The following is a 23,383-nucleotide window of genomic DNA, read 5'->3' as shown; positions in this document are numbered from 1 at the left end:
AAAGAAGCGGAATATTTATTCTATTTACTAAAGGAGAGCGACACGTGCAACCATGGGCGTACATTGTTATGCTTGGCGGATTTGCTCTGGCTTATGCGCTGTTTCTGCCTTCGCGCGCCCGTAACAAGGACAGCGGTGTAGACAAGCAGAACCTGAAAGAAGTCGAAGCGGCGCTGGAATTATATATGGCGGATGTCGAAAGAGAAAACCGTGAACTTCTGGAACTGCTTGATTCGATCAAGACCCAGTCCCAGACCAACCAGGCCGCACTTCAAGAGCAGCTTAGCGAACTGAATGGGCGGCTGGACGAGATGCAGCATAGAACATCGCAGTTGGAAACGCGTATGGCCGCAAATGAGAATGGGCTCCTTCAGTTGGCGTTATCCGGCGGAAGAGGGACAAATGCGCAGCAACAGGAAGTTCAGGGAAAAGCGATTGACGAGCCGCCAGCTGATATTAAGGCCAAACCGGTCAGCACGATTAAGCTTCGTTACCCGCAGCTATTCGAACTTCACAGTGAGGGGAAATCCATCGATGCCATCGCCAAGAAAACAGGAATGCAATCAGGAGAAATTCAATTGATCCTGCAGCTCGCGAAACAGGAGGAATCGGCGTGATCAGGAATCGTTCCTTTATGATCGGACTCGGCTGCGGGCTTGCGGCTGGCGCGCTTCTTCTTCAGCTTATGATTTCGGCGGGTATGGCTACACCAACGAAGACGCAGATTGCCAAGGAAGCTTCAAAGCTGAACATGAAGGTTGCCGATGCGGGATCGAATCTGCTGACAGCTGAGGAGTGGCGTTCGTTGGCACAGCAAGAGGAAGCTTCAAAAGGGCAAGACGCAGCGGGCAAAGTCAATAGCGGCAGCACATCGCAGCCTCCGGCATCCCCGTCTCCTGTTGCACAGAGCCAGCCCGCATCACCGCCCAACAAGGCGGCTGCTCCCACGGCACCGGCTTCGCCCACTAAGCCGTCCGCTGTGGCATCGCCGTCACCCGATACATATGCCGAGAAACCGGTTGTTTCCAGCATTGTCCTGCGTATTCCGAGAGGAGCCAATCTAACCGAAGTCTCGGATTTGCTGGCGGGTGCGGGAGTAATCCATGACAAGGACGCATTTTTGGATGCCGCCCGCAGCCGCAAGGCAAATACACGGATCCAATACGGGATGTACAGTTTTGAGGCAGGGCAGAGCGTTGAATCGATCATCGACGAGCTGGTTATGGCGAAAAAGTGAGCGCCGCTATTGAAAATGGGCGTTTTTTAAGTGAATATGGACCCGTATTATCAAGCATCGCGTTTTATGACAAAAATCGTGCGCCAGACGTTGCATCCCATGTAGTCTTGTGATATATTAAATGACGGTGTTAAAACACACGTCGGTTGATTACAGCAAGCGGTGCTTTCTTCAGAAGAAAGTCTTGCTGCAAGATGATACCTGGCGGAGGGACACACAATAAACCAAACTTAGGAGGTGTGTGAAGATGGCAGTAATCTCCATGAAGCAGCTTCTCGAAGCTGGGGTACACTTCGGTCACCAGACTCGTCGTTGGAACCCGAAAATGGATCGTTATATCTTCACTGAAAGAAACGGAATCTACATTATCGACCTGCAAAAAACGGTCAAGAAAGTAGAAGAAGCTTACAACTTTGTAAAAAGCGTAGCGGGCGACAATGGTACGGTCCTGTTCGTGGGAACAAAGAAACAAGCTCAAGACTCTGTAAAAGAAGAAGCCGAACGTTCGGGCATGTACTACATCAATCAACGCTGGCTCGGTGGCACGCTGACGAACTTCCAAACGATTCAAAAGCGTATCGACCGTCTGAAAAAGCTTGAAGCTTGGGAAGAGGACGGTACATTCTCCGTTCTGCCTAAGAAAGAAGTCATCCTTCTCCGCAAAGAGAAAGATCGTCTTGAGAAATTCCTGGGCGGTATCAAGAATATGAAAGGTCTGCCAAGCGCGCTGTTCATTATTGATCCGCGTAAAGAGCGCATCGCCGTTGCCGAAGCACGCAAATTGGGTATTCCTATTGTTGCTATCGTCGATACGAACTGCGATCCGGACGAGATCGACTATGTTATTCCGGGCAATGACGACGCGATCCGCGCCGTTAAGCTGCTGACGGGTAAAATGGCCGACGCTGTAGTGGAAGCTCATCAAGGCGAAGACACAACTTCAGCATAAATCCTGCTGGTTGCATATCGAATATGAAATTAAATGAAAAGGGTGGTCGGCAGGTGGATAACCTCTCACTGCCCTTTTTTTACCGAGTGAATAGCTTTTAAGCTTCCGGGGTCCCCGCAAAGTACCAACTAAGGTTCCATAGCCAAGGCTGTTCTTTGTGGGGGCGTTTTAAATTTTTGAAGGCAAACAAATTATCTGGAGGGATTAGACAATGGCAGTAGACGCAAAATCCGTAAAAGAGCTCCGCGAAAGAACCGGCGCCGGTATGCTGGATTGTAAAAAAGCGCTGGAAGAAGCAGGCGGCGATCTGAACAAAGCGGTTGAAATTCTTCGCGAAAAAGGCCTTTCCGCAGCAGCAAACAAAGCTGGGCGTGCAGCAACTGAGGGCGTTGTTGAATCTTACATTCATGCAGGCGGCCGTATCGGCGTTCTGGTAGAAATCAACTGCGAAACCGACTTTGTCGGCAAAACCGACCAATTCAAGGATTTCGCGCGCGATATCGCCATGCAAATCGCCGCGGCTGCTCCGCGTTTCGTGCGCCGTGAGGAAGTTCCTGCGGAAGAAATCGAGAAGGAAAAGGAAATTCTGAGAGCACAAGCGCTGAACGAAGGCAAACCTGAGAAAATCGTTGACAAAATGGTCGAAGGACGCATCAATAAGTACTATGAAGAGCATGTACTGCTTGAGCAAGCTTTTATCAAAGATCCCGACAAGACAATCTCCAACCTGCTGAACGAAAAGATCAGCACCATCGGCGAGAACATCTCCATTCGCCGTTTTGTCCGTTACGAACTGGGCGAAGGTCTCGAGAAGAAAGTCGACAACTTCGTAGAAGAAGTAATGGCGCAAGTGAAACAATAATAAGCATTCGCGGCTCGCGCCGCAAAGTTGAACATATAGCAGGCACTTTCAGGAGCGGAACACGGGTACATGGTGTTCCGTCTTTTGCAAGCGGAAGTATACGGATCTGCTCTCCTTAAGGGGATGCCGGACCGAAAATGAGACAGCTTGGCCGCCGATTTACCCTCGCCGCGCATGCGGCAGGGACGCACGATTAACCTGGGGCCTGTAAGGCACCATTGCAAAGTGAGGGTATACAATTTGGAACAGCCGGTATTTAAAAGGGTAGTCCTGAAGGTCAGCGGTGAATCGCTGGCAGGGAATAACGGTTACGGTATCGATGCGGATACGATTAGCTCTATTGCCGAGCAGGTGAAGGAAGTAGTGGAGCTTGGCGTCCAAGTCGCCATCGTTTGTGGTGGGGGCAACATTTGGCGCGGCATCGCTGGCAGCGCAAGCGGCATAGACCGTGCGACGGCTGATTATATGGGCATGCTGGCTACAGTAATGAATTCGCTGGCTTTGCAAGACTCTTTGGAACAGATCGGTGTGCCGACCAGAGTACAGACCTCGATCTCGATGCAGCAGATCGCAGAGCCTTATATCCGGCGCCGGGCTATTCGCCATCTGGAGAAAGGGCGAGTTGTTATTTTTGCGGCTGGTACGGGCAATCCGTTCTTCTCAACCGATACGACTGCGGCGCTGCGTGCGGCCGAAATCGAAGCCGAAGTCATTTTAATGGCCAAGAATAAAGTCGACGGCGTCTATTCCGCTGATCCGTTCAAAGACAGCACCGCCATAAAGTATGAACAGCTTACTTACTTGGACGTGCTCAACAAGAACTTGGGTGTAATGGACTCCACCGCATCCTCTCTCTGTATGGATAACGATATACCGCTTATTGTGTTTGCCATTACGGAACAGGGCAACATCAAGCGCGTCGTTCTGGGAGAACGCATCGGAACAATTGTTAAAGGGAGTGTAGAATAATGCCACAATCGGTTAAAAAAAATGCCGAAGAGCGCATGGAGAAAGCGATTTTGTCGCTTAAACGCGATTTGTCGACACTTCGTGCTGGACGCGCAGCCCCTTCGCTGCTCGACCGTATTCAAGTGGAATATTACGGTTCGCCGACTCCGGTCAATCAGCTTGCCAACATTAACACCCCGGATTCCCGCACGCTGCTTATCCAGCCGTGGGATAAGTCCTCGCTTGCCGATATTGAACGGGCGATTATGAAATCCGATCTCGGTCTTACGCCTGCTAACGACGGCAGCACAATCCGTCTGTCCATTCCAGCGCTTACGGAAGAACGCCGCGGGGAGCTTGTTAAGCTGACGAAAAAGTTCGGCGAAGAAGCAAAAGTGGCGATCCGCAACATCCGTCGCGATGCAAATGATGATATCAAGAAAATGGAGAAGAACGGCATTTCGGAAGACGAGTCCCGCGGACATCAGGAGAATATCCAGAAGACGACGGATAAGTTCATTGCCGAGGTTGACAAAGTGCTCCTGGCTAAAGAAAAAGAGATCATGGAAGTATAAAGATAGCGCAGAGATTAAGGCCCCTCCTCAATTGGTGGGGTTTGTCTCTTTCTCGCATGAAACATGGAGGAAACGTTAATGATCAAACGGGTACAATCTTGGCTGGGCCGGGAAGAGCGGCAGCAGCCGGTCGATATTTCACCGGATAATATTCCCCGGCATGTGGCCATCATTATGGACGGCAACGGACGCTGGGCCAAACGCCTTGGATTGCCTCGCATTGTCGGCCATCAGAACGGCATGAAGGCGGTCAAGCGCGCCACGATTGCCGCCGACGAGCTGGGTATTGAATACTTGACGATGTACGCGTTCTCAACGGAAAATTGGAAACGGCCCAAAGAGGAAGTCGATTTTCTGATGCGTCTGCCCGAAGAGTTTATAGCTATCGAACTGGACGAACTGATAGAGAAGAACGTCCGGGTACGAGTCATGGGCGACAGTGAGGCGCTGCCCTCGTATACTCGTAAAGCGATGGACGAAGCGGTGCTTCGCACGAAGCACAACACCGGACTCATTCTGAATTTTGCACTAAATTACGGAGGGCGTAAGGAAATTGAGGACTGCATGCGCAGTTTGGGGGAGGATATTGCCGCGGGACATTTATCGCCGGAGCAGATTACGGCTGAATTGATTGACAGCCGGCTGCTCTCCGGAGGGCTTCCCGATCCCGACCTTCTTATCCGGACTAGCGGTGAAATGCGTCTCAGCAACTTTATGCTCTGGCAATTGGCTTACAGCGAATTGTGGTTTACCGATATTTATTGGCCGGAATTCGGCAAGGAGCATTTGCTTCAGGCCGTGGCCGAGTACCAGCGGCGCACCCGCCGTTATGGCGGTCTGAAGTAGCCGATAGGAGTTGAGAACGTTTGAAGCAGCGATTGATAACCGGGGTGGCGGCCGGGGCTTTATTTTTGGGTCTATGCCTGCTTGGCGGTTGGTGGTTTCATCTTCTGCTGATCGCCATGGCTTTGATCGGATACTATGAATTCGTCAAAATGATCGGCTGTTCACCTGCAGGCGGCAGTGCGATGGCAGGCTATGCTGCAGTGCTTTGCTTTATGATGCCTTGGGATTTGATTGGCTTTTCCGCCCCTTTATCTTGGATGCAGGGAGTATGGCTCTTGATGCTTTTATTCCTTGGTATAACAGTGTTTACCAAGAATAAAATGGATATTCGCATAACCGCGCTGCTGTTCATCGGCGCTTTATACATAGGAACGGGATTTTCCTATATGGCGGTTTCCCGTTCTGCATCGGACGGGAATGGACTGTTTTGGACCTTTCTGCTTCTCTGCTGTATTTGGGGCAGCGATGCCGGAGCTTATTTTGTCGGCAGAGCGCTGGGAAGAATAAAGCTCTGGCCTGCGATTAGCCCTAACAAGACCGTTGAAGGAGCAGCTGGCGGAGTGGTCATCGCGATGGCGATTGCTTTAATCTTTGCCTTGCTGTCCCCCGATTTGCTGTCCTTAGGGCGGGCGCTAGTTATCGGTCTCGCCAGCGCCGTGGTCGGACAGCTTGGGGATCTTGTTCAATCGGCTTATAAAAGGGCATACGGCATAAAGGACTCGGGATCCCTGCTGCCCGGGCATGGAGGCATTCTCGACCGCTGCGACAGCTGGATTATCGTGTTTCCGTTCGTACATATCGTGATGCTGATGCCTTATCACTAACTAGAAAGAGGGTACGTAACGCTTGAAAAAGATCAGCATTCTCGGCTCAACCGGTTCAATCGGAACGCAAACGCTCGATGTTGTGGCCATGCATCCAGATAGCTTTGAAGTGGACGGACTGGCTGCCGGAAGTAATACGGCGCTTCTTCTTGAGCAGGTCCGCCGCTTTAAGCCCAGAAGGGTATCCGTCGCCAGTAAGGAGCTGGCAGACGACATTCGGACACAGCTTCCGGCTGGAGTCGAACTGTACAGCGGCGATGAGGGACTGGTGCAAATTGCAGCCGGCGGAGATGCCGATTATGTAGTGACCGCAGTCATGGGCAGCGTCGGCCTGCGTTCAACACTTGCCGCCATCGAGGCCGGCAGGGACATCGGACTGGCGAACAAGGAAACACTGGTGACAGCGGGCCATCTTGTCACTGAGCAGGTCAGGCGCAAAGGGGTAAAGCTGCTGCCCATCGACAGCGAGCACTCGGCAATTTTTCAATGCTTGAATGGAGAAAGCAGGGAAGATATTGCTTCCATTACGCTGACCGCTTCAGGGGGCTCCTTCCGGGATCTGACTAGGGAGCAACTCCGAAATGTAACGGTCGAAGATGCGCTTCGCCATCCCAATTGGGCAATGGGTGCCAAGATTACGATTGATTCTGCTACTATGGTCAATAAAGGGCTGGAAGTCATCGAAGCCCACTGGCTGTTTGACCTCCCTTACGAACAAATTGAGGTGCTGCTTCACCCGGAGAGCATCATTCACTCTTTTGTGGAGTTCCGTGACAGCAGCATTATCGCTCAGCTCGGCAATCCCGATATGCGTGTGCCGATTCAGTACGCGCTGACGTATCCTGAGAGATGGCATTCTCCGGCCCAGCGGTTGTCGCTCGCGCAGGCGGGACGGCTGACATTCCGCGAGATGGACTTCGCACGTTATCCGGCGCTAAAGCTTGCCATCGAGTGCGGAAAGACCGGCGGAACTGCGACAACTGCTTTCAACGCCGCAAACGAAGTTGCCGTCGCCCGATTTTTGCGGCGCGAGATTTCTTTTTTGCGTATCGAAGAGATATTGGAGGAGGTTCTAGGACGCCATCCAGTACAGAGTCATCCGAGTCTGGAGCAAATCGAGGAATGTGACCGCACGGTGCGCGCGTTGGCAAAAAGTTTGTAATCCGCGCGAAACCAATGGAAGTTGGCACCAAAAACCGGAAAAATTGGTTTGTACGGTTGATTCTCTTGTGCCGGATCGGAGAATAATGATAAATTAAGAGGACATACTTCGGTCTTTCACCTAAAGGGGGCTGCCTAACTTGGAAATGGTTCAAGTCGTTTTTTTGACGGTGCTCATGTTCTTCGTCCTGGTGACGGTTCATGAATGGGGACATTATTATTTTGCCAAACGCGCCGGCATTCTAGTGAGAGAGTTCGCTATCGGTTTCGGTCCGAAACTGTTTTCTTATAAACGCAATGAAACTCAGTTCACGCTCCGTCTGCTGCCGTTTGGCGGTTATGCGCGGATGGCGGGTGAAGATCCCGAGGTGATCGAGATCTCACCCGGGCAGACGATAGCGGTGCGGCTTGGCGAGGGCAATGTCGTAAAGGCCGTTTATCTCGATCAACTGGATACGCGCAGAAATGTTATCCGCGGGGAAGCGGAGTATGCCGACTTGGAGAAGGATCTGAGCATCCGGCTGAATGTTGACGGGGAGGTTACGACCTATTCATTGCATCCGAAGGCTATGTTGGTTAAAGGTAACCAGCAAATCCAGATCGCTCCCAAGGATCGGCAATTCGGGAGTAAAACCGTCGGACAGCGGGCGCTTGCCATTGCAGCGGGTCCGGTAATGAATTTTCTGCTCGCTTTTATTCTCTTTGGCGTTTACATTCAAATGGCTGGCGTTGCGGTAGAGAATCCAACCTATGTATTGATCGGCGACGTCTCCGAGGGTATGCCAGCCCAGCAGGCGGGACTTCAAAAGGGCGATATTGTCTATTCGATTAACGGAGAGGCTATTGGGCCGGATTATAAGAAGATGATCAGCCTGACTTCGGCATCCGAAGGAAAAGCAATGAATTGGACGATTAAACGCGGTGATCAAATGATCACGGTAACGATGACGCCCCGCCATATGGAAGGGCAGGAAGGCGGCAAAGTCGGTATAACACCGGAGCTTCCGACCCGGAATGCGACAATTGGCGAAACGTTCAGCGGAGCGAGCCATGCAATGGCCGATACGACCAAAGCGATTTTTCTCGGTTTTAAGCAGTTGATAAATCAGTTTAATATGGATGATATCGGCGGACCAGTGCGTACTTTCGAGCTGACTGGCCAGATCGCCCAGCAGGGGATTGTGTATCTGACCCACTGGACGGCTATCCTCAGTCTGTACCTGGGCATTTTCAATTTGCTGCCGATTCCGGCGCTTGACGGAAGCCGGCTCGTATTCCTCGGTGTGGAGGCGCTGCGCGGCAAACCGGTTGACCCAAGCCGGGAAGGCATGGTCCATTTCGTCGGCTTCGCGATGCTGTTTCTGCTGATGATCGCTGTTACTTATAATGATATTTTACGCCTAATCAGCGGTTAATTTTGTTTCGGCCCTAAGCTGCAGCCATCTGCTGCCCGGGCTTATTAACGGGGGGAATTCCATTCTATGTCAAAAGAAAAACAGTTTGTTACGGAAATAACGCCGCAGGGCGAAGACTTCTCGCGTTGGTATATCGATGTAATCAAAAAAGCTAACCTGATGGATTATTCTCCGGTGCGAGGCTGTATCGTGTTCAAGCCGGACGGCTATGAAATCTGGGAACATATCCAGGAAGAGATGAACCGGCGTTTTAAGGAAACGGGACACCGCAATGCTTATTTTCCGCTGTTTATTCCGGAAAGCTTTTTTCAAAAGGAGAAAGAGCATGTTGAAGGCTTCAATCCGGAGCTGCCATGGGTAACGGAAGCCGGCGGCGAGAAGCTGGAAGAGCGTTTGGCGATCCGGCCGACCTCCGAAACGATGATCGGACATATGTATTCCAAATGGATTCAGTCGTATCGGGACTTGCCGGTGCTGATCAATCAGTGGGCGAACGTCGTCCGCTGGGAGAAGCGGACACTTCCTTTCCTGCGCACAAGCGAGTTTCTGTGGCAGGAAGGCCATACGGCGCATGAAAATGAGGCCGAAGCGCGCGGGGAAACGATGCAGATGCTGGAAGTATACCGCGATTTCGTCGAAGGCTATCTGGCGATTCCGGTCATTACCGGCCAGAAGACGCCTTCCGAGCGTTTTGCCGGAGCGGTGGATACGTACTCGATCGAGGCGATGATGAAGGACGGACGCGCCGTTCAGGCGGGAACTTCTCACTACCTGGGCACCAAGTTCGCGGTTGCGTTCGACATTCAGTACCTCAGCCGCGATAACAATTTGGAATATGTGCATACGACTTCCTGGGGGACAAGCACACGCATGATCGGTTCGATGATTATGGTGCACGGTGACGATCGTGGTCTGGCCCTGCCGCCTAAAGTGGCGCCAACCCAGGTTATCATGATTCCGATCGGCCCACCGAAGACGCGGGAAGCGGTCATTGCCCGGACGGACGAGCTGTTCAAGGAACTGAAAACGGCAGGCATCCGCGTGCGCGTCGACGACCGTTCTGATGTAACGCCCGGCTGGAAATTCAACGAATACGAAATGCGTGGTGTGCCGGTCAGACTTGAGCTTGGGCCCCGGGATATGGAGAACGGCGTCTGCGTGCTGGTCTCGCGGATCAGCGGCGAGAAGAAGATCGTTCAGCAGGATCGTCTTGTGGAAGAAGTGGAGACCATGCTGCAGCAGGTTCATAACGAAATGTTCGAGCGGGCGCTTAAGTTCCGTGAGGACCATTTCTATTCCGTCGAGACGCTGGATGAGATGAAAGCGGCAATGGAAGAGAAACGCGGCTTTGCGCTGGCCGGCTGGTGCGGTGACGATGCCTGCGAAGCACAGGTGAAGGAAGAAACCGGAGCAACGAGCCGCAATATTCCTTTTGAACCGGGCGAAACGAAGAAGACATGCATCTGCTGCGGCAAACCGGCAGAGCATACGGTAGTATTCGCCAAAGCTTACTAAAAGTCTGCAGAGCCCTTTTTCGGGCATGATTGCAAGCTTTTGGTGAAAAGAGGACCGGCGGGCGGACAGCCCGGGCGCTTTTGAAACATATAGGCAGGGATAAGCCAACGCTTGCCCTGCCTATATGTCTACGAGAGACGGATGCCGTTTCTTCTTCACCTGAAGCTTTTTTAAATTGTAAGAATTTAGTTGCGTAAGATATATGTAAGAGTGACAGCAAAGACCTCGCTTTATCGGGGAATGTAAAGGTGGGGGAAGCATGGAATACAGCGAGGAGAGAAGAAAGCGGTTCGAGCTGCTGATGAAACAGGGAGATATCCCTCCGGCACTCATAGATCCTTATTTTCTGGACGGTTTTATCGATAGGGTGGAGATCAGCCGAGGCAACCGGGATTGGCGCGTCGTTGTAGTGAAACAGACTCTAGTTCCGGCACAGGCGTACCGGACGTTTTGCCTGAGAGTGCGGGAGCGGATGCAGCATATCGCGAAAATCGGGTTCATGTTCAAATACGAGGAGCAGGTAAGCCGGGCTGACATTTTTCACGAGTATTGGGGACTGTTTCTCGAATGGGTTCACCGTGAGATTCCCTCCGTCAATGGCTGGCTATCTCGTTCGGGACAGGAGCTTCAGGGAGACACGCTGCTGCTGAACATGAGCGATCAGATGTCATTGGAGCTGGCGCGGAAAAAAGGCATCGACGGAGCGATTGTCCGTTTTTACGATATGTACTTTGGACTTTCCCTGCGTGTAAAAGTGCAGCTTGCGGAAAAAGGAAACGGCGCGGAGGAATTCGAGGAATTCCAGCAAAAGCTCCAGCAGGAGCAGCGGGAAATTATTGAGCAGATGATGACGGCCATCGAGACCGAAGTATCCTCAGAAAATGAAGACGGCGAGGAAGCTGTTCCGCTTCAGGTCGGCTACGATATCAAGGACCAGCCCGTTCCAATTATGGAAATTCAGGACGAAGAAAAGAAAATCGCGATTCAGGGAACGATTTTTGGCCTTGACCGCAAGGAGCTGCGCAACGGCAGCACGTTGTTCACTTTCAATTTGACCGACTTTTCCGATTCCTTGCAAATGAAGATGTTCGCCAAAACAAAAGATGACCTGAAAGTGATGAGCCAGCTGGCAAACGGCAAATGGGTTAAAGCGCGCGGGCGGGTCGAATATGACCGTTTCATGCAAACTCCGGAGCTGGTGATGATTCCATCGGATTTGTCGGAGGTGTCCGCTCCGCCGGCCCGCAAGGATAATGCGCCGCAGAAGCGGGTGGAGTTTCATCTTCACAGCGCCATGAGCACAATGGATGCGGTAGCGCCAATCGATGCATATATCAAAACTGCGGCCAAATGGGGGCATCCGGCAATTGCCGTTACCGACCATGGCGGGGTACAGTGCTATCCCGAAGCCGGCAAGGCGTCGAAGAAGAACGGCATCAAAATGCTGTACGGCGTAGAAGCGAATGTGGTCAACGATGCGGTAAATGTGGTTGAGAATCCGCAGCCGCTGGAGCTTAAAACCGCCACTTATGTCGTCTTCGATATCGAGACCACCGGCCTGTCCATTACGCGCAACAATATCACCGAGCTTGCCGCCGTCAAAATGCAGGGCGGGCAGGAAATCGACCGCTATACAACCTTTGTCAATCCCCACGAGAAAATCCCTTATCATATCCAGCAGCTCACGAACATCACGGACGATATGGTTAAGGATGCGCCGGATTTGGAACCGGTGCTGCATGATTTCGTTAAGTTTGCCCGGGACAGTGTTCTTGTGGCGCATAACGCCCGGTTCGATATGGGGTTTATCCAGGCATCGCTTGCCAAGTTTGGGCTGCCGCCTCTGCCCAATCCTTCACTCGATACGCTGGAACTGGCGCGACTGCTGCATCCGAATATGAAAAATCACCGGCTCAACACGTTGGCCGACAAATATAAAGTATTGCTGGAAAGCCATCACCGCGCGGTAGACGATACGGTGGCGCTAGGTGGAGTCCTGAACGGACTTTTGGCAGACGCCGAGAAGCTGAAAGGGCTAACGATGCTGGACCGTCTGAACGACGAGGTCGGCAAGGATCTGTCCAACACACGTCCGTTCCACTGCTGCATCTACGCCTTAAATATGACGGGTAAGAAGAACCTGTACAAGCTGGTATCCTTATCTCACACCGATTATTTCAAGCGGGTGCCCTGCATTCCTAAGTCGAAGCTGGAAGAAATGCGGGAAGGCTTATTGGTCATCTCCGGCTGCGAGCGGGGCGAGTTCTTCGAAGCCGTCTTGAACAAAACGGTCGAGGAAGCGATGGAAGTCGCAGGGTTCTATGACATACTGGAAATTCAGCCGCTGACCATGTATATGCATTTGGTGGATAAAGGCTTTGTGGCAAGCCCCGAAGAGCTTCGCGGCGTCGTCCGGCGGATTTGCGAAATTGGGGAAAAAATGAACAAGCCGGTTATTGCCACCGGAAACGTGCATTATTTGGAGCCGCGCGACAAGCTGTTCCGCGACATTACGATTCACGGCATTACCGGATTCAGTCCGTTAAAAGATCAGCGCAAGCCGGACGCGCACTTCCGGACAACAGAAGAAATGCTTCAGGAATTTGATTTTCTGGGCGAGGATAAGGCGCTTGAGGTCGTCGTGACCAACACGGTGGAACTGGCGGAGCGGTTCGAATCAATCGAGCTGTTCCCCGATAAGTTGTTTACTCCAATTATTGATGGTGCGGATGAGGAAATCCGCGAAACCTGCTACCGGACCGCAAGATCCATTTATGGAGAGGAACTGCCTGAGGTGGTCGTCGCCCGCCTGGAAAAAGAGCTGGAGCCGATTATCAAGTACGGCTTCTCTGCCAACTATCTTATTTCTGAGCGGCTGGTTAAAAAATCGAACCAGGACGGGTACCTCGTCGGCTCCCGGGGTTCGGTTGGCTCTTCAGTGGTTGCAACGTTCCTTGGCATCTCAGAGGTTAATCCGCTGCCGGCGCATTACATCTGCCTCAACCCGGAATGCCGCCATAGCGAGTGGTTTCTCGACGGCAGCGTGCCGAGCGGCTTCGACCTTCCGGATAAGGCATGTCCGAACTGCGGTGGGAAGCTGAAAGGCGAAGGGCAGGACATTCCGTTCGAAACATTCCTCGGTTTCAAGGGAGATAAGGTGCCCGATATCGATCTTAACTTTTCCGGTGAGTACCAGCCGCATGCGCATAATTATACGAAGGTGCTGTTCGGCGAGAAAAGCGTCTTCCGGGCGGGAACCATCGGAACCGTGGCGGAGAAGACGGCCTTTGGATTCGCCAAGAAGTACGAAGAGGATCATCATAAGCGCTGGCGCGGCGCCGAGCTCAGCCGTCTGGCGGCGGGCTGTACGGGCGTCAAACGGAATACGGGCCAGCATCCCGGTGGCATTGTCGTCGTGCCGGATTACATCGAGGTTGAAGATATTACTCCGGTTCAATATCCGGCCGACGACGTGAACTCGGAATGGAAGACGACGCATTTCGACTATCACGCCTTTGACGCCAACCTGCTGAAGCTCGATATTCTGGGCCATGACGATCCGACGATGATGCGGATGCTGCAGGATTTGACGGACGTCGATCCGACGACGATTCCGATGAACGACCCGAAGGTCATGAGCATGTTCAACTCGACGGAAGCGCTTGGCGTGACGCCAGAGAAGATCCGAACGCCCGTCGCTACCTACGGAGTGCCGGAGATGGGCACGAAGTTTGTGCGCCAGATGCTCGTTGAATCGAAGCCGTCGAGCTTTGCCGATCTTTTGCAGATTTCAGGTTTGTCTCACGGAACAGGGGTTTGGCTTGGCAACGCGCAGGAGCTCATCAAGAACAACACCTGCAACATCAAGACGGTTATCGGCTGCCGTGACGACATCATGCTTTATCTGATTTACAAAGCGGGCATGGACGCTGGGCTTGCGTTCAAGATCACGGAGAGCGTGCGGAAAGGCAAAGGATTGACGCCCGAATGGATCGAGGAGATGAAGAAGTGCAAGGTGCCGATGTGGTACATCGATTCCTGCCTCAAAATCCAGTATATGTTCCCGAAGGCCCACGCCGCGGCTTATGTTATCTCCGCAGTGCGGACCGCCTTTTTTAAACTGTATTACCCGATACACTATTATGCGACATATTTCTCGGTTCGTGCGGAGGATTTCGACATTGAGCTGTGCTGCCAGGGCTACGACGCCATTCTACGGCAGATTGTCGAGATTGAGGCGAAGGGCTTCCAGGCTCTGCCGAAAGAAAAAGCGATGCTGCCGATCCTCGAAATGGCTCTGGAAATGACGGCTCGCGGCTTTACGTTCAAGAGCATCGATCTGTACCGCTCAGACGCTACCAAGTTCACGGTTGATGGAGAAAGCCTTATCCCTCCATTCTCCGCGCTGGCCGGTATCGGCGATAATGCGGCGAAGAATATTGCAGCGGCTAAAGATGCCGGAGAGTTTCTATCTATTGAGGATTTTCAGCAAAAATCCAAGGCCAGTAAGACGATCATCGAGCTTCTCACCGGTATGGGCTGCTTCCGGGGATTGCCGGAGAGCAATCAGCTATCCTTGTTCTAAGGTCTTGAGCAGTCCCGCTGCCTCTAAGCGACTACGATTTCGGAGGTCGGTCATGTGCGGAGAGTCAAAGCGTTTCTATTCCATATGAGCCTGCGGACAAGGCTGACGCTCTCCTTTATCGCCATGACTGTCTTGTCTCTGGCGGTAATGGCTGTGGGGTATAACGTCAAAAGCTCCGATGTGATTTTGAAGAATGCCAGTGAAACATCGCTGGGACTTGTGCGGATGGGTAATCAATCGCTGGACAGCAGCCTGGCCAGGGTGGAGCAAAGCGCCATTAATATGCATCTGGATCAGGATCTGTTTCAATTCTTCAATACGGACAACTTGCGGTCCAGAGACTTCACCATTGACTCGGACCGCAAAATTACGCGGATATTGCAAAAATACTTTCCAACCTCGGAGGATATGTTTTCGGTTAACTTGGTCACCAGGGATTATACCTTCGGAGAAACACCGTCTTTTTGGATTCCGAAGAAGGATTACTTCCTTTCCAAAATTTATAAGATCGGGACCGAATCGCTCAGCAGCATAACCTGGATTCCCACCTATAATCTGCTGGAGCAATTTTACTCGACCGCTCCTTCGGAGAAAGACCAATACGTCTTTACGGCAACGCGGCTGATGAATTTCGCGATTGTCCGGAACAACATCCTGATCCAAATGAAGAAGAGTATTGAGCGGCCGATTTTGGTCGTGAACTTTCAGGAATTCATGTTTCAGCGTGCTCTTGAGGAAAGCTTGAACGTGGAAGGCTCTTATTACCATATGTACACCCGGGAAGGGGCTGTCCTATCCAGTTCGGAGCTGGCCGGCGATCCGGCCGAGGTAAGCCGGGAGTGGATTGCGCGCGCCATAAGCAAGAAGAGCGGCACAGAGTATATCACGCTCGGCGGGCAGAAGCTGGTCGTCTGCTTTGATACCATAAAGACGACAGGCTGGCTGACGGCGGTTTTTATTCCGTATAAAAATCTGAAGCGGACACTGCCCGACATGTTCGAGTATACTCTGTACTCCGTATTGATTATCACCCTGATATCGGTGGTGGTCGCCGCGATATTATCCGGCCGGATTACCATGCCGCTAATCAAGCTGCTGCGAGGCATCAACCGGAGCGGCGACGGACACTTCAATACGTGGATCGAATCCGCAGGCACCAGGGAGCTTAACATTATCATTCACAAGTTCAACCAGATGAATGAAAGTATTTATACACTGATAGAAGAAAACTACAAAGCAAAGATGAAAGAGCTGGAAGCTGAGCTCAAAGCGCTTAATTTCCAGTTCAATCCGCATTTTTTGTATAATACACTGAATATCATCAATTATTTAGCCATTGAAAATAAACAGTCCCTGATCAGCAAAATGCTTGTTGAGCTGTCGGAAATGCTGGAATATACGGCCAAAAGCCCGGGGAAGGTTGTTTTTTTCGAGGATCTGAACTATCTAAAGAATTATGTGTTTATTATGAGCCGCCGTTTTGAAGACAAATTCGCGGTGACTTATGAGATTGAACCGGAACTGGAACGCCACTCAGTGCCCAAGTTTTTTTTGCAGCCGTTTATTGAGAATGCCCTGGTTCACGCTCTTGAAGATAAGGAGCAGGGCGGACTTATTCATGTGACAGGAAAGATCGATCAGACCGGCAGAATATTCACTGTTACCGACAACGGTAAAGGGATGTCCCTAGAGACGATAGCCCGTGTGCTGAAAATTCATGAGGATACGGACGCCGCCGCGGTTTCCATCGGAATTCAGAATGTCAACCAACGGATCAAGCTGCTGTATGGTCCGGGTTATGGAGTGGACATCCGCTCGAAATTGAATGAGGGGACAACTGTCATTTTGCGGCTTCCTCTCGATATAGCAGAGTCCGGCCGGGGGCACACCGAGTAGTGTCCTCAGCCGGATTTTGTTTGTTTTCATAAAAACCCCAAAATGCTTTCAGTAGAAAAGTCCACCATTCCCCATTTTTTAGAGTAGGAGAAGAACACATTTCCTTTTATGATGAAAGCGTAATCAAAAACTTCATTTGATAGGACGGTGTCATATGAAAAAGGGGATTCTACTATCACTCTTGGCCTTGTCGCTGCTCGCGGGATGCTCCGGCGAGACAAAAAACGCCAATTCAAACAGCGGCGGGCAGGGAGACGGATCGGTGGTTGAACTCACCTTCTGGCGTCCGCAGGCCAGCGAGGTCGAGGACAATGTGTACGTAAAGCGGATTGAGGAATTCAACCAGGCGAATAAAGGGAAGATCCATGTCAAGATGGAGGTCATTACCCGGGGCAACTCTTTTGCCTATGAAGATAAAATCAATGCCGCCGTCGCTTCCCATACTCTTCCGGATGTTCTGGCAATGGACGGACCTAACATCGCTAACTATGCGGCCTCGGAGATTATAATCCCGCTGGATGAGTATTTCTCCAAGGAAGATCTGGACGATTTCGTCCCCTCGATCCTTCAGCAAGGCTCGTACCAAGGCAAATTTTACGCACCGGGGCTGAACGAATCCTCTGTCGTGCTTTTTTACAACAAAAAAATTATGGCTGAACACGGAATAACGCCTCCGGACAAAATCGAAAATGCCTGGACCTGGGATGAATGGTACGACGTGATGAAGAAGACGTCCAAGGACGGCGTGTTCGGCACGAACATGATTAATGACAAAGGGGAGTGGATGACCTACGCCTTCGAGCAGCTATGGATTTCCGGCGGCACCGATATTGTCAATAAAGAAGGGACAACCGCAGAGGGGTTCGTCAACAGCCCGCAGGGCGTAGAGGCGGCAGAGTTCCTGCAAAAGCTGGCGAATGAGAAGCTGTTCAATATTGATCCAAAGCCGACAGAATTCGAGGAAGGAAAAGCGGCCACCAAGCTCGGGGGTCCATGGAACATTCCCGGCTTCAAAAATTATCCGGATCTGGAGTGGGGCATCACTTATTTCCCCAAAAAGGCAGGAGGCACTCAAACCGCGCCTTCCGGAAGCTGGGCGGTAGGGGTATCGGTCGACACCAAGCATCCGAAGGAAGCGGCGGAGGTAATCAAATGGATTACGAATAAAGACAGCTCGACCCAATTGGCCCAGGCTATCAGCATGCCGGCCAGCCGCAAATCGGCGTTTGAGAGCTTGACGGAATACAATGAGCTTCCGCTTCGGATTATCAAAGAGCAGGTTACGGGCGTGTCCCATGCCAGACCGGTTACTCCTGCGTATCCGGTGCTGACGCAGAAATTTGCCGAGGCGTTAACGGATATTATGGTCGGCGCGGATGTCAAAAAGTCTCTGGACAACGTGGCTTCCACTTATGATGAAGAGTACAAGCGCAATTTTGCCGAATAGCAGACGGTGAAATCCTCCAGCGGCAAAGACGCTGCGCAGCGCCTTTGCCGAAGCTTATTATCAGCTGCGCGAAAGGAAGAATGGATGATGCAAACGGCAATGAATGCGCATAAGCGCGAGCATATATCGACTTTCAGCCGGCAGAAAAGACGGGAAACCCTGGTCGGCTATTCATTTGTCACACCGGCGGTTCTCCTGCTGATCTTTTTTCTGGTACTGCCTTTTCTGCTGGCCGTGGCTTTCGGGTTCACGAAATTCAATCTGCTGCGACCGGATAAAATTCATTTTACCGGTCTAGACAATTACAAGCTTCTCTTTACCGACGGCCTGTTCTATAAATCGCTCTGGAACACTCTCTATTTCACGGTGATAGTCGTGCCGGTTCAATCGGGCGTCGCTTTAATGCTGGCCTTGCTCGTCAACAACAGCCTCAAGCTGCGGAACGTATTCCGGATCGCTTACTTCAGCCCCGTCGTCACCTCCATGACCGTTATCGCCATTCTATGGATTTCCCTGTACAATCCGAATGAAGGTTTGATTAACTCGGCGCTTCATTTCTTCGGCATTTCGAATCAGCCTTTTCTGCGCAGCTCCTCCCAGGCGATGAATTCGATTATCTTCATGTCGGTTTGGCAGGCCGCCGGCTACCAAATGATGATTTTTCTGGCCGGTCTTCAAGGAATCTCCAAGGATATATACGAGGCCTCTTCGATAGACGGTGCGAACAAGCTTCAGCAGCTCCGCTACATTACCATACCGAGCCTCTACAATGTAACAGTCTTTGTGTTGACGATTACGACGATTCAGGCCGTGAAGCTGTTCGTTCAACCTTACATTATGACGAACGGCGGTCCGGAGAACTCGACCCGAACGCTGGCCCTGCTGATTTACCAACAAGGCTTCCAGTTCAGGAATGCGGGGTACGCTTCCGCTATTTCCGTCATTTTCTTCCTGATTGTCGTGCTCATCTCATTCTCGATGAAAAAATTTCTTAGAGATAAATAACGGAGGGAAGATCAGGACATGAGAGATACCCGAACGAAGCTGCTGTTGTACATTCTTAACCTTATTATGTCGCTGCTGTTCATTATCCCGCTGTTATGGATGGTCGTGTCCTCGCTCAAGCCGGAGAACCAAATTTTTTCCGATCTGAGCTCGCTGAAATCATTGCTGCCTCTCAATCTCACCTTGGACAATTACAGATCGGCGTTTGAACGGATTCCGATGATAAAGTATCTGTTCAACAGCATTTTTTACGTGTCCGTCATTTGCATCAGCGGGCTTGGGGTCAATTCGATCTGTGGTTACGCGCTGGCCAAGCTGCGCTTCAGAGGCAATGAATTTATTCTTGTGTGCATTATCGCCTTGATGATCGTTCCGTTTGAGAGCATTCTGATGCCGCTGTACCTGGTAGTTAACGCTTTGCATTGGGTTAATACCTGGTTTGCCTTGATCGTTCCTTTTATTGCAAACTGTTTTAGCATTTTTATGTTCCGCCAGTTTTTTATGGACATTCCGAATGAAATATTGGAGTCCGCCTCCATTGACGGATCGGGTCCGCTGAAGACCTTTGCATCCATCGTTGTTCCGCTCTCGGGACCGGTTTTTGCAACCGCGTTCATCCTTGATTTCATTAGTCATTGGGGAGATTTCATGTGGCCGATTCTGGTGACAACGGGGGAATCACTGCGCAATATTCAGCTAGGCATCCAGACTTTCTTCACGCTGCCCCCGATCTATTACGGGCAAATTATGGCGACGCTGACCTTCACGACCGTTCCGATCATTGTACTGTTCCTGCTGCTGCAAAAATATTATGTACAAGGAATTACCAGCGCCGGAATCAAAGGTTGACCGTACTGAGGAGGACTGGCTGACTGATGAATAAAGACAAATATCGTCCGCTTTATCATTTTACTCCCCGCTCGCACTGGATGAATGATCCGAACGGCATGGTGTACTTTAATGGAGAATATCATCTTTTCTATCAATATCATCCCTTCGGTATGACCTGGGGGCCTATGCACTGGGGGCATGCTGTAAGCCACGATATGGTGCACTGGCAGCATCTTCTGATCGCGCTGGCGCCTGATGAGCACGGGCAGATTTTCTCCGGCAGCGCTGTTGTGGATTGGAACGACACGTCAGGTTTTTTTGGCGGGAAGCCCGGTCTTGTAGCCATCTTCACACATCATGATGAATACCCGGGAACCGAGCGGCAACGGGAGCGGCAAAGTCTGGCTTACAGCAGTGATAACGGACGTACCTGGATAAAATATAGCGGGAATCCCGTACTGGAGGACCCACGCTACTCCGATTACCGAGACCCCAAGGTGTTCTGGCATGAAGCTTCGGGGCGATGGATCATGATTCTTGCCACCGGTCAGACCGTCTGCATCTACACTTCTCCGAATCTGATGGAGTGGACCTTTGCCAGCGAGTTTGGAGAGGGGCACGGCTCCCATGACGGTGTCTGGGAATGTCCGGATCTGTTTGAATTGGTTGCCCCCGGGAATCCTCAGAGAACAAAATGGGTTTTGCTTGTCAGCATAGGAGATGCCGTGGGCATTCCCGAGGGTTCCCGGACTCAGTATTTTGTCGGCCATTTCGACGGGAAGTTATTCGTGAATGAGCGTGATCCCGAAGCCGTATACTGGCTCGACCATGGGCGGGACAATTATGCGGGGGTCAGCTTCTCGGATATACCGGCCGGGGACGGGCGAAGAATTTATTTGGGGTGGATGAGCAACTGGAAATATGCTAAGGTTACGCCTACCGAAGGCTGGAGAGGTGCAATGACGATCCCGAGAGAGCTTTCCCTAAGAGCCGTTGATGGTGAAATAAGGCTGATTCAGCGTCCTATAGCCGAGCTTTCGAAGCTTGCGGAAGAGACGCTGCTGCTTAAGGGCCTGACTATCGAAGGAAATATGCGCCTCATGCAAATCAAGGGGGATTCCTATTTGGTTGACGCCGAATTCGTGCTTGGCTCCGCTACTTCGTTCGGGTTCAGAGTAAGGGTAGCAGAGGAAGGGAACCGTGCTACAATAGTAGGGTATGATTCCCGCAGCGGAGAGCTGTACGTGGACCGGGCATCTTCCGGAGAAGTGCTGTTCCATGAACTTTTTCCCGGCAAACACGGTGTGGCGCTCGTACCCCGCGATAACCGCTTGCGTTTGCAGCTTTGGGTAGACAGATCATCGGTTGAAGTATTTTCGGGCGGCGGAGAGTGCGTGATTACCGATTTGATATTTCCCGACCCGCAGGATGATGGACTGGAGATTTTTGCGCATGAAGGCAACGTAGAACTTCTGTCTCTTAAGGTGACCAGACTAAATTCAATATAGTAGGTGAGCGCTGCTATGAACAGAATTATGGTTGTCGATGATGAAGCGATTCAGAGAAGAGTGCTCGGTAAAATGATCCGGGAATTCCTGCCTGATTGCGAGGTTGTCGAGGCCGGAAACGGAAAGACCGCGCTCGATATTGTTCAATCCGCTTCCTTTGATGTCGTGATTACGGATATAAAAATGCCAATCATGGATGGCTTCGATTTTATTGAGCATATGAATAAACTTTCCCCCGCTACCAAAGTCATTATCTTAAGCAGCTACCGTTATTTTGAATATGCCCAGCGGGCCATTCGGTTAGGCGCTTTCGACTACGTGCTCAAGCCGGTGAAGGAAGAGAGCATCGGCGTACTGCTTGACAAGGTTAGGGAAAGTATTGAAAAAGAAAAAAGAAAATCGCCGGGAGAAGAGATCAGCAGAGAACAGTTCCATATCAGCATGAGTGCGTATTACGGACATTTGCTGGGGGAATGGATACAGAACGGGGTTTCCGCAGCGAAATTCCAGGAGCTTGAGCAGCAGTATTCACTGGAGCCCTGCGGGGCGGTCATTGTAACGCGCATTGAGGACAATACTCCCGGTGAGCTGTACCCTGAAGGTCTGGATGATATCCGTGGGGCAATGCCCGGCATGCTGGCCAGTCTGCTGCGCTCTTCGGACCGGGTCGTATCCTTTTTTTCTTCGTACCATAAACTGGCTATGATCTCGGTTATCACCGCAAAGCATCCTGCCGAGGTAATAACCCCGTCTGTGCTCACGGCTCTGGAAGAATACGGTCAGCGGCTTTCCGCCATATATCAGTTGTCATTTGCCATAGGCGTAGGCAATGTGCGCACCGATCTTTTCCGTGAGGCTGTGGATTCCTATAAAGAAGCTGTGGAAGCTGCCGATTTCCGTTACTTTTTGGGCGGTGACCGGGTCGTCATGTATACCGATATTTCCGGCAGGATTGCTCCCTTGCATTACGACTTCCATAAAGATGAGGAGTTGTTCAAAGAATACATCAGAACGGACAAGGCCGATTTATTGCTCAAGCATACAGATGACTTGTTCCACCAGTTCTTGGAGAACGGACTCCCTCACCGGGAGCAATGGCTTAAATCCATTGTTCAGCTTGTGTTGCATATCGCTCCGGCAGTGAAGGGATTCTTCAGTGAAGAGGCTTACCGATGCGCTTTGCAGAAAGCCGAGAGCAGCCTGACGGCCTGCATGAGCTTTAAGGATTGCCAAGAGCAGTTTCTGGAAATCCTAAGAGAATTCATGATGATTATGCAAACCAACCGTGGAAAAAAACATGCCGAGGTAATTGAAAAGTGCGTCAATTATATTGAAGAGCATTTTACCGAAGACATCTCACTTGAGCATGCGGCCAACCTGCTGTTCTTCAGCCCCAATTACTTAAGTATGATTTTCAAAAGCTATCTTGGAGTCTCCTTTACGAAATATTTGTCGGATTTCCGGTTGGAAAAGGCGGTTCAACTGCTGGGAGCCGGCGACATGAAGGTATATGAAATTGCTGGAAAAGTTGGATTTAAGGATGAAAAATATTTTTACCGGGTGTTTAAAGCAAAATACGGTCTTACGCCTGATGAATACCGTAAAAGGAACGCTTTTCCATAGTCCCCTTCCTGAGAGGTTCATGGCAGTCAAGGGCCGGCACTTGTCAGTATTGCCATGCTATGGTATAATTTTTTTTGGTAATAATGAGATAAGTCCGTTGTGTAAAGAGTGGGGAAACCCACTCTTTATCTTTGGTATACAGCAAAAGACAAGTTC

Annotated in this window: 18 protein-coding genes; all 18 read left to right on the top strand. The window is 51.2% G+C overall.

The genetic code is table 11. From position 1 onward, the window contains the following. Positions 1 to 44 precede the first annotated feature (44 nt). The 18 genes from KP014_RS19720 to KP014_RS19635 all read left to right on the top strand — a co-directional run bounded on the left by KP014_RS19720 (position 45) and on the right by KP014_RS19635 (position 23,227). Positions 45 to 617 carry a hypothetical protein gene (locus KP014_RS19720; RefSeq protein ID WP_051499713.1) on the top strand — a complete coding sequence of 191 codons (573 nt, stop codon included), beginning with the start codon at positions 45 to 47 and terminating at the stop codon, positions 615 to 617. Beyond that, positions 614 to 1,237 (top strand): endolytic transglycosylase MltG, encoded by a 624-nt coding sequence (locus tag KP014_RS19715; protein ID WP_090833750.1) that lies wholly within the window; start codon positions 614 to 616, stop codon positions 1,235 to 1,237. The genes KP014_RS19720 and KP014_RS19715 overlap by 4 nt, the downstream gene beginning before the upstream one ends. Before the next feature lie 247 nt (positions 1,238 to 1,484). Further along, entirely contained in the window at positions 1,485 to 2,186 is a 702-nt protein-coding gene (gene rpsB, locus KP014_RS19710; protein ID WP_036589128.1) for a 30S ribosomal protein S2, read from the top strand. 211 nt (positions 2,187 to 2,397) lie between these two features. After that, entirely contained in the window at positions 2,398 to 3,048 is a 651-nt protein-coding gene (tsf, locus tag KP014_RS19705) for a translation elongation factor Ts (protein WP_036589126.1), read from the top strand. A gap of 240 nt (positions 3,049 to 3,288) precedes the next feature. Then, positions 3,289 to 4,017, top strand: a complete 729-nt coding sequence (gene pyrH / locus KP014_RS19700) for a UMP kinase (RefSeq protein ID WP_036589124.1) — start codon at positions 3,289 to 3,291, stop codon at positions 4,015 to 4,017. Beyond that, positions 4,017 to 4,571: a ribosome recycling factor gene (frr, locus tag KP014_RS19695; protein WP_036589120.1), complete on the top strand. Its 555-nt coding sequence runs from the start codon at positions 4,017 to 4,019 to the stop codon at positions 4,569 to 4,571. Before pyrH ends, frr begins: the two co-directional genes overlap by 1 nt. Positions 4,572 to 4,649: 78 nt before the next feature. Next, positions 4,650 to 5,417, top strand: coding sequence for an undecaprenyl pyrophosphate synthase (gene uppS, locus KP014_RS19690; RefSeq protein ID WP_090833749.1), 768 nt, complete (start codon positions 4,650 to 4,652; stop codon positions 5,415 to 5,417). A 20-nt stretch (positions 5,418 to 5,437) separates the two neighbouring features. After that, complete coding sequence (locus KP014_RS19685) at positions 5,438 to 6,241, top strand: phosphatidate cytidylyltransferase (RefSeq protein ID WP_036604166.1); 804 nt, start codon at positions 5,438 to 5,440, stop codon at positions 6,239 to 6,241. Positions 6,242 to 6,263: 22 nt separating this feature from the next. After that, positions 6,264 to 7,403 (top strand): 1-deoxy-D-xylulose-5-phosphate reductoisomerase, encoded by a 1,140-nt coding sequence (locus KP014_RS19680; RefSeq protein WP_036604165.1) that lies wholly within the window; start codon positions 6,264 to 6,266, stop codon positions 7,401 to 7,403. A 139-nt stretch (positions 7,404 to 7,542) separates the two neighbouring features. Next, positions 7,543 to 8,817: an RIP metalloprotease RseP gene (gene rseP / locus KP014_RS19675; protein WP_036604164.1), complete on the top strand. Its 1,275-nt coding sequence runs from the start codon at positions 7,543 to 7,545 to the stop codon at positions 8,815 to 8,817. Positions 8,818 to 8,883: 66 nt separating this feature from the next. Then, positions 8,884 to 10,332 carry a proline--tRNA ligase gene (gene proS / locus KP014_RS19670; RefSeq protein WP_036604163.1) on the top strand — a complete coding sequence of 483 codons (1,449 nt, stop codon included), beginning with the start codon at positions 8,884 to 8,886 and terminating at the stop codon, positions 10,330 to 10,332. A 259-nt stretch (positions 10,333 to 10,591) separates the two neighbouring features. Then, a complete protein-coding gene (locus KP014_RS19665) occupies positions 10,592 to 14,917 on the top strand; it encodes a PolC-type DNA polymerase III (RefSeq protein WP_036604162.1) in 4,326 nt (1,441 codons plus the stop codon). 54 nt (positions 14,918 to 14,971) lie between these two features. Then, positions 14,972 to 16,813: a sensor histidine kinase gene (locus KP014_RS19660; RefSeq protein WP_036604161.1), complete on the top strand. Its 1,842-nt coding sequence runs from the start codon at positions 14,972 to 14,974 to the stop codon at positions 16,811 to 16,813. A 154-nt stretch (positions 16,814 to 16,967) separates the two neighbouring features. After that, complete coding sequence (locus KP014_RS19655; RefSeq protein ID WP_036604160.1) at positions 16,968 to 18,260, top strand: ABC transporter substrate-binding protein; 1,293 nt, start codon at positions 16,968 to 16,970, stop codon at positions 18,258 to 18,260. An 84-nt stretch (positions 18,261 to 18,344) separates the two neighbouring features. Beyond that, positions 18,345 to 19,265 carry a carbohydrate ABC transporter permease gene (locus KP014_RS19650; RefSeq protein ID WP_216700398.1) on the top strand — a complete coding sequence of 307 codons (921 nt, stop codon included), beginning with the start codon at positions 18,345 to 18,347 and terminating at the stop codon, positions 19,263 to 19,265. A gap of 18 nt (positions 19,266 to 19,283) precedes the next feature. Continuing rightward, on the top strand, positions 19,284 to 20,114 hold the full coding sequence (locus tag KP014_RS19645) for a carbohydrate ABC transporter permease (RefSeq protein ID WP_036604159.1): 831 nt from the start codon (positions 19,284 to 19,286) through the stop codon (positions 20,112 to 20,114). A 26-nt stretch (positions 20,115 to 20,140) separates the two neighbouring features. Beyond that, entirely contained in the window at positions 20,141 to 21,604 is a 1,464-nt protein-coding gene (locus KP014_RS19640; protein ID WP_036604158.1) for a glycoside hydrolase family 32 protein, read from the top strand. 15 nt (positions 21,605 to 21,619) lie between these two features. Further along, a complete protein-coding gene (locus KP014_RS19635; RefSeq protein ID WP_036604157.1) occupies positions 21,620 to 23,227 on the top strand; it encodes a response regulator transcription factor in 1,608 nt (535 codons plus the stop codon). The last annotated feature ends 156 nt before the right edge of the window (positions 23,228 to 23,383 follow it).

It is taken from the genome of Paenibacillus sophorae (assembly GCF_018966525.1).
Classification (GTDB): Bacteria; Bacillota; Bacilli; order Paenibacillales; family Paenibacillaceae; genus Paenibacillus_AQ; species Paenibacillus_AQ sophorae.
Note: the sequence above shows the minus strand (reverse complement) of the source record. Positions and strands in the feature narration are given on the sequence as shown.

Excerpts from the sequence above, each read along its gene's own strand:
- rpsB (WP_036589128.1), top strand. The coding sequence starts at position 1,485 with ATGGCAGTAATCTCCATGAAGCAGCTTCTCGAAGCTGGGGTACACTTC.
- tsf (WP_036589126.1), top strand. The coding sequence starts at position 2,398 with ATGGCAGTAGACGCAAAATCCGTAAAAGAGCTCCGCGAAAGAACCGGC.
- frr (WP_036589120.1), top strand. The coding sequence starts at position 4,017 with ATGCCACAATCGGTTAAAAAAAATGCCGAAGAGCGCATGGAGAAAGCG.
- uppS (WP_090833749.1), top strand. The coding sequence starts at position 4,650 with ATGATCAAACGGGTACAATCTTGGCTGGGCCGGGAAGAGCGGCAGCAG.
- proS (WP_036604163.1), top strand. The coding sequence starts at position 8,884 with ATGTCAAAAGAAAAACAGTTTGTTACGGAAATAACGCCGCAGGGCGAA.
- KP014_RS19665 (WP_036604162.1), top strand. The coding sequence starts at position 10,592 with ATGGAATACAGCGAGGAGAGAAGAAAGCGGTTCGAGCTGCTGATGAAA.
- KP014_RS19655 (WP_036604160.1), top strand. The coding sequence starts at position 16,968 with ATGAAAAAGGGGATTCTACTATCACTCTTGGCCTTGTCGCTGCTCGCG.
- KP014_RS19650 (WP_216700398.1), top strand. The coding sequence starts at position 18,345 with ATGATGCAAACGGCAATGAATGCGCATAAGCGCGAGCATATATCGACT.
- KP014_RS19645 (WP_036604159.1), top strand. The coding sequence starts at position 19,284 with ATGAGAGATACCCGAACGAAGCTGCTGTTGTACATTCTTAACCTTATT.
- KP014_RS19640 (WP_036604158.1), top strand. The coding sequence starts at position 20,141 with ATGAATAAAGACAAATATCGTCCGCTTTATCATTTTACTCCCCGCTCG.
- KP014_RS19635 (WP_036604157.1), top strand. The coding sequence starts at position 21,620 with ATGAACAGAATTATGGTTGTCGATGATGAAGCGATTCAGAGAAGAGTG.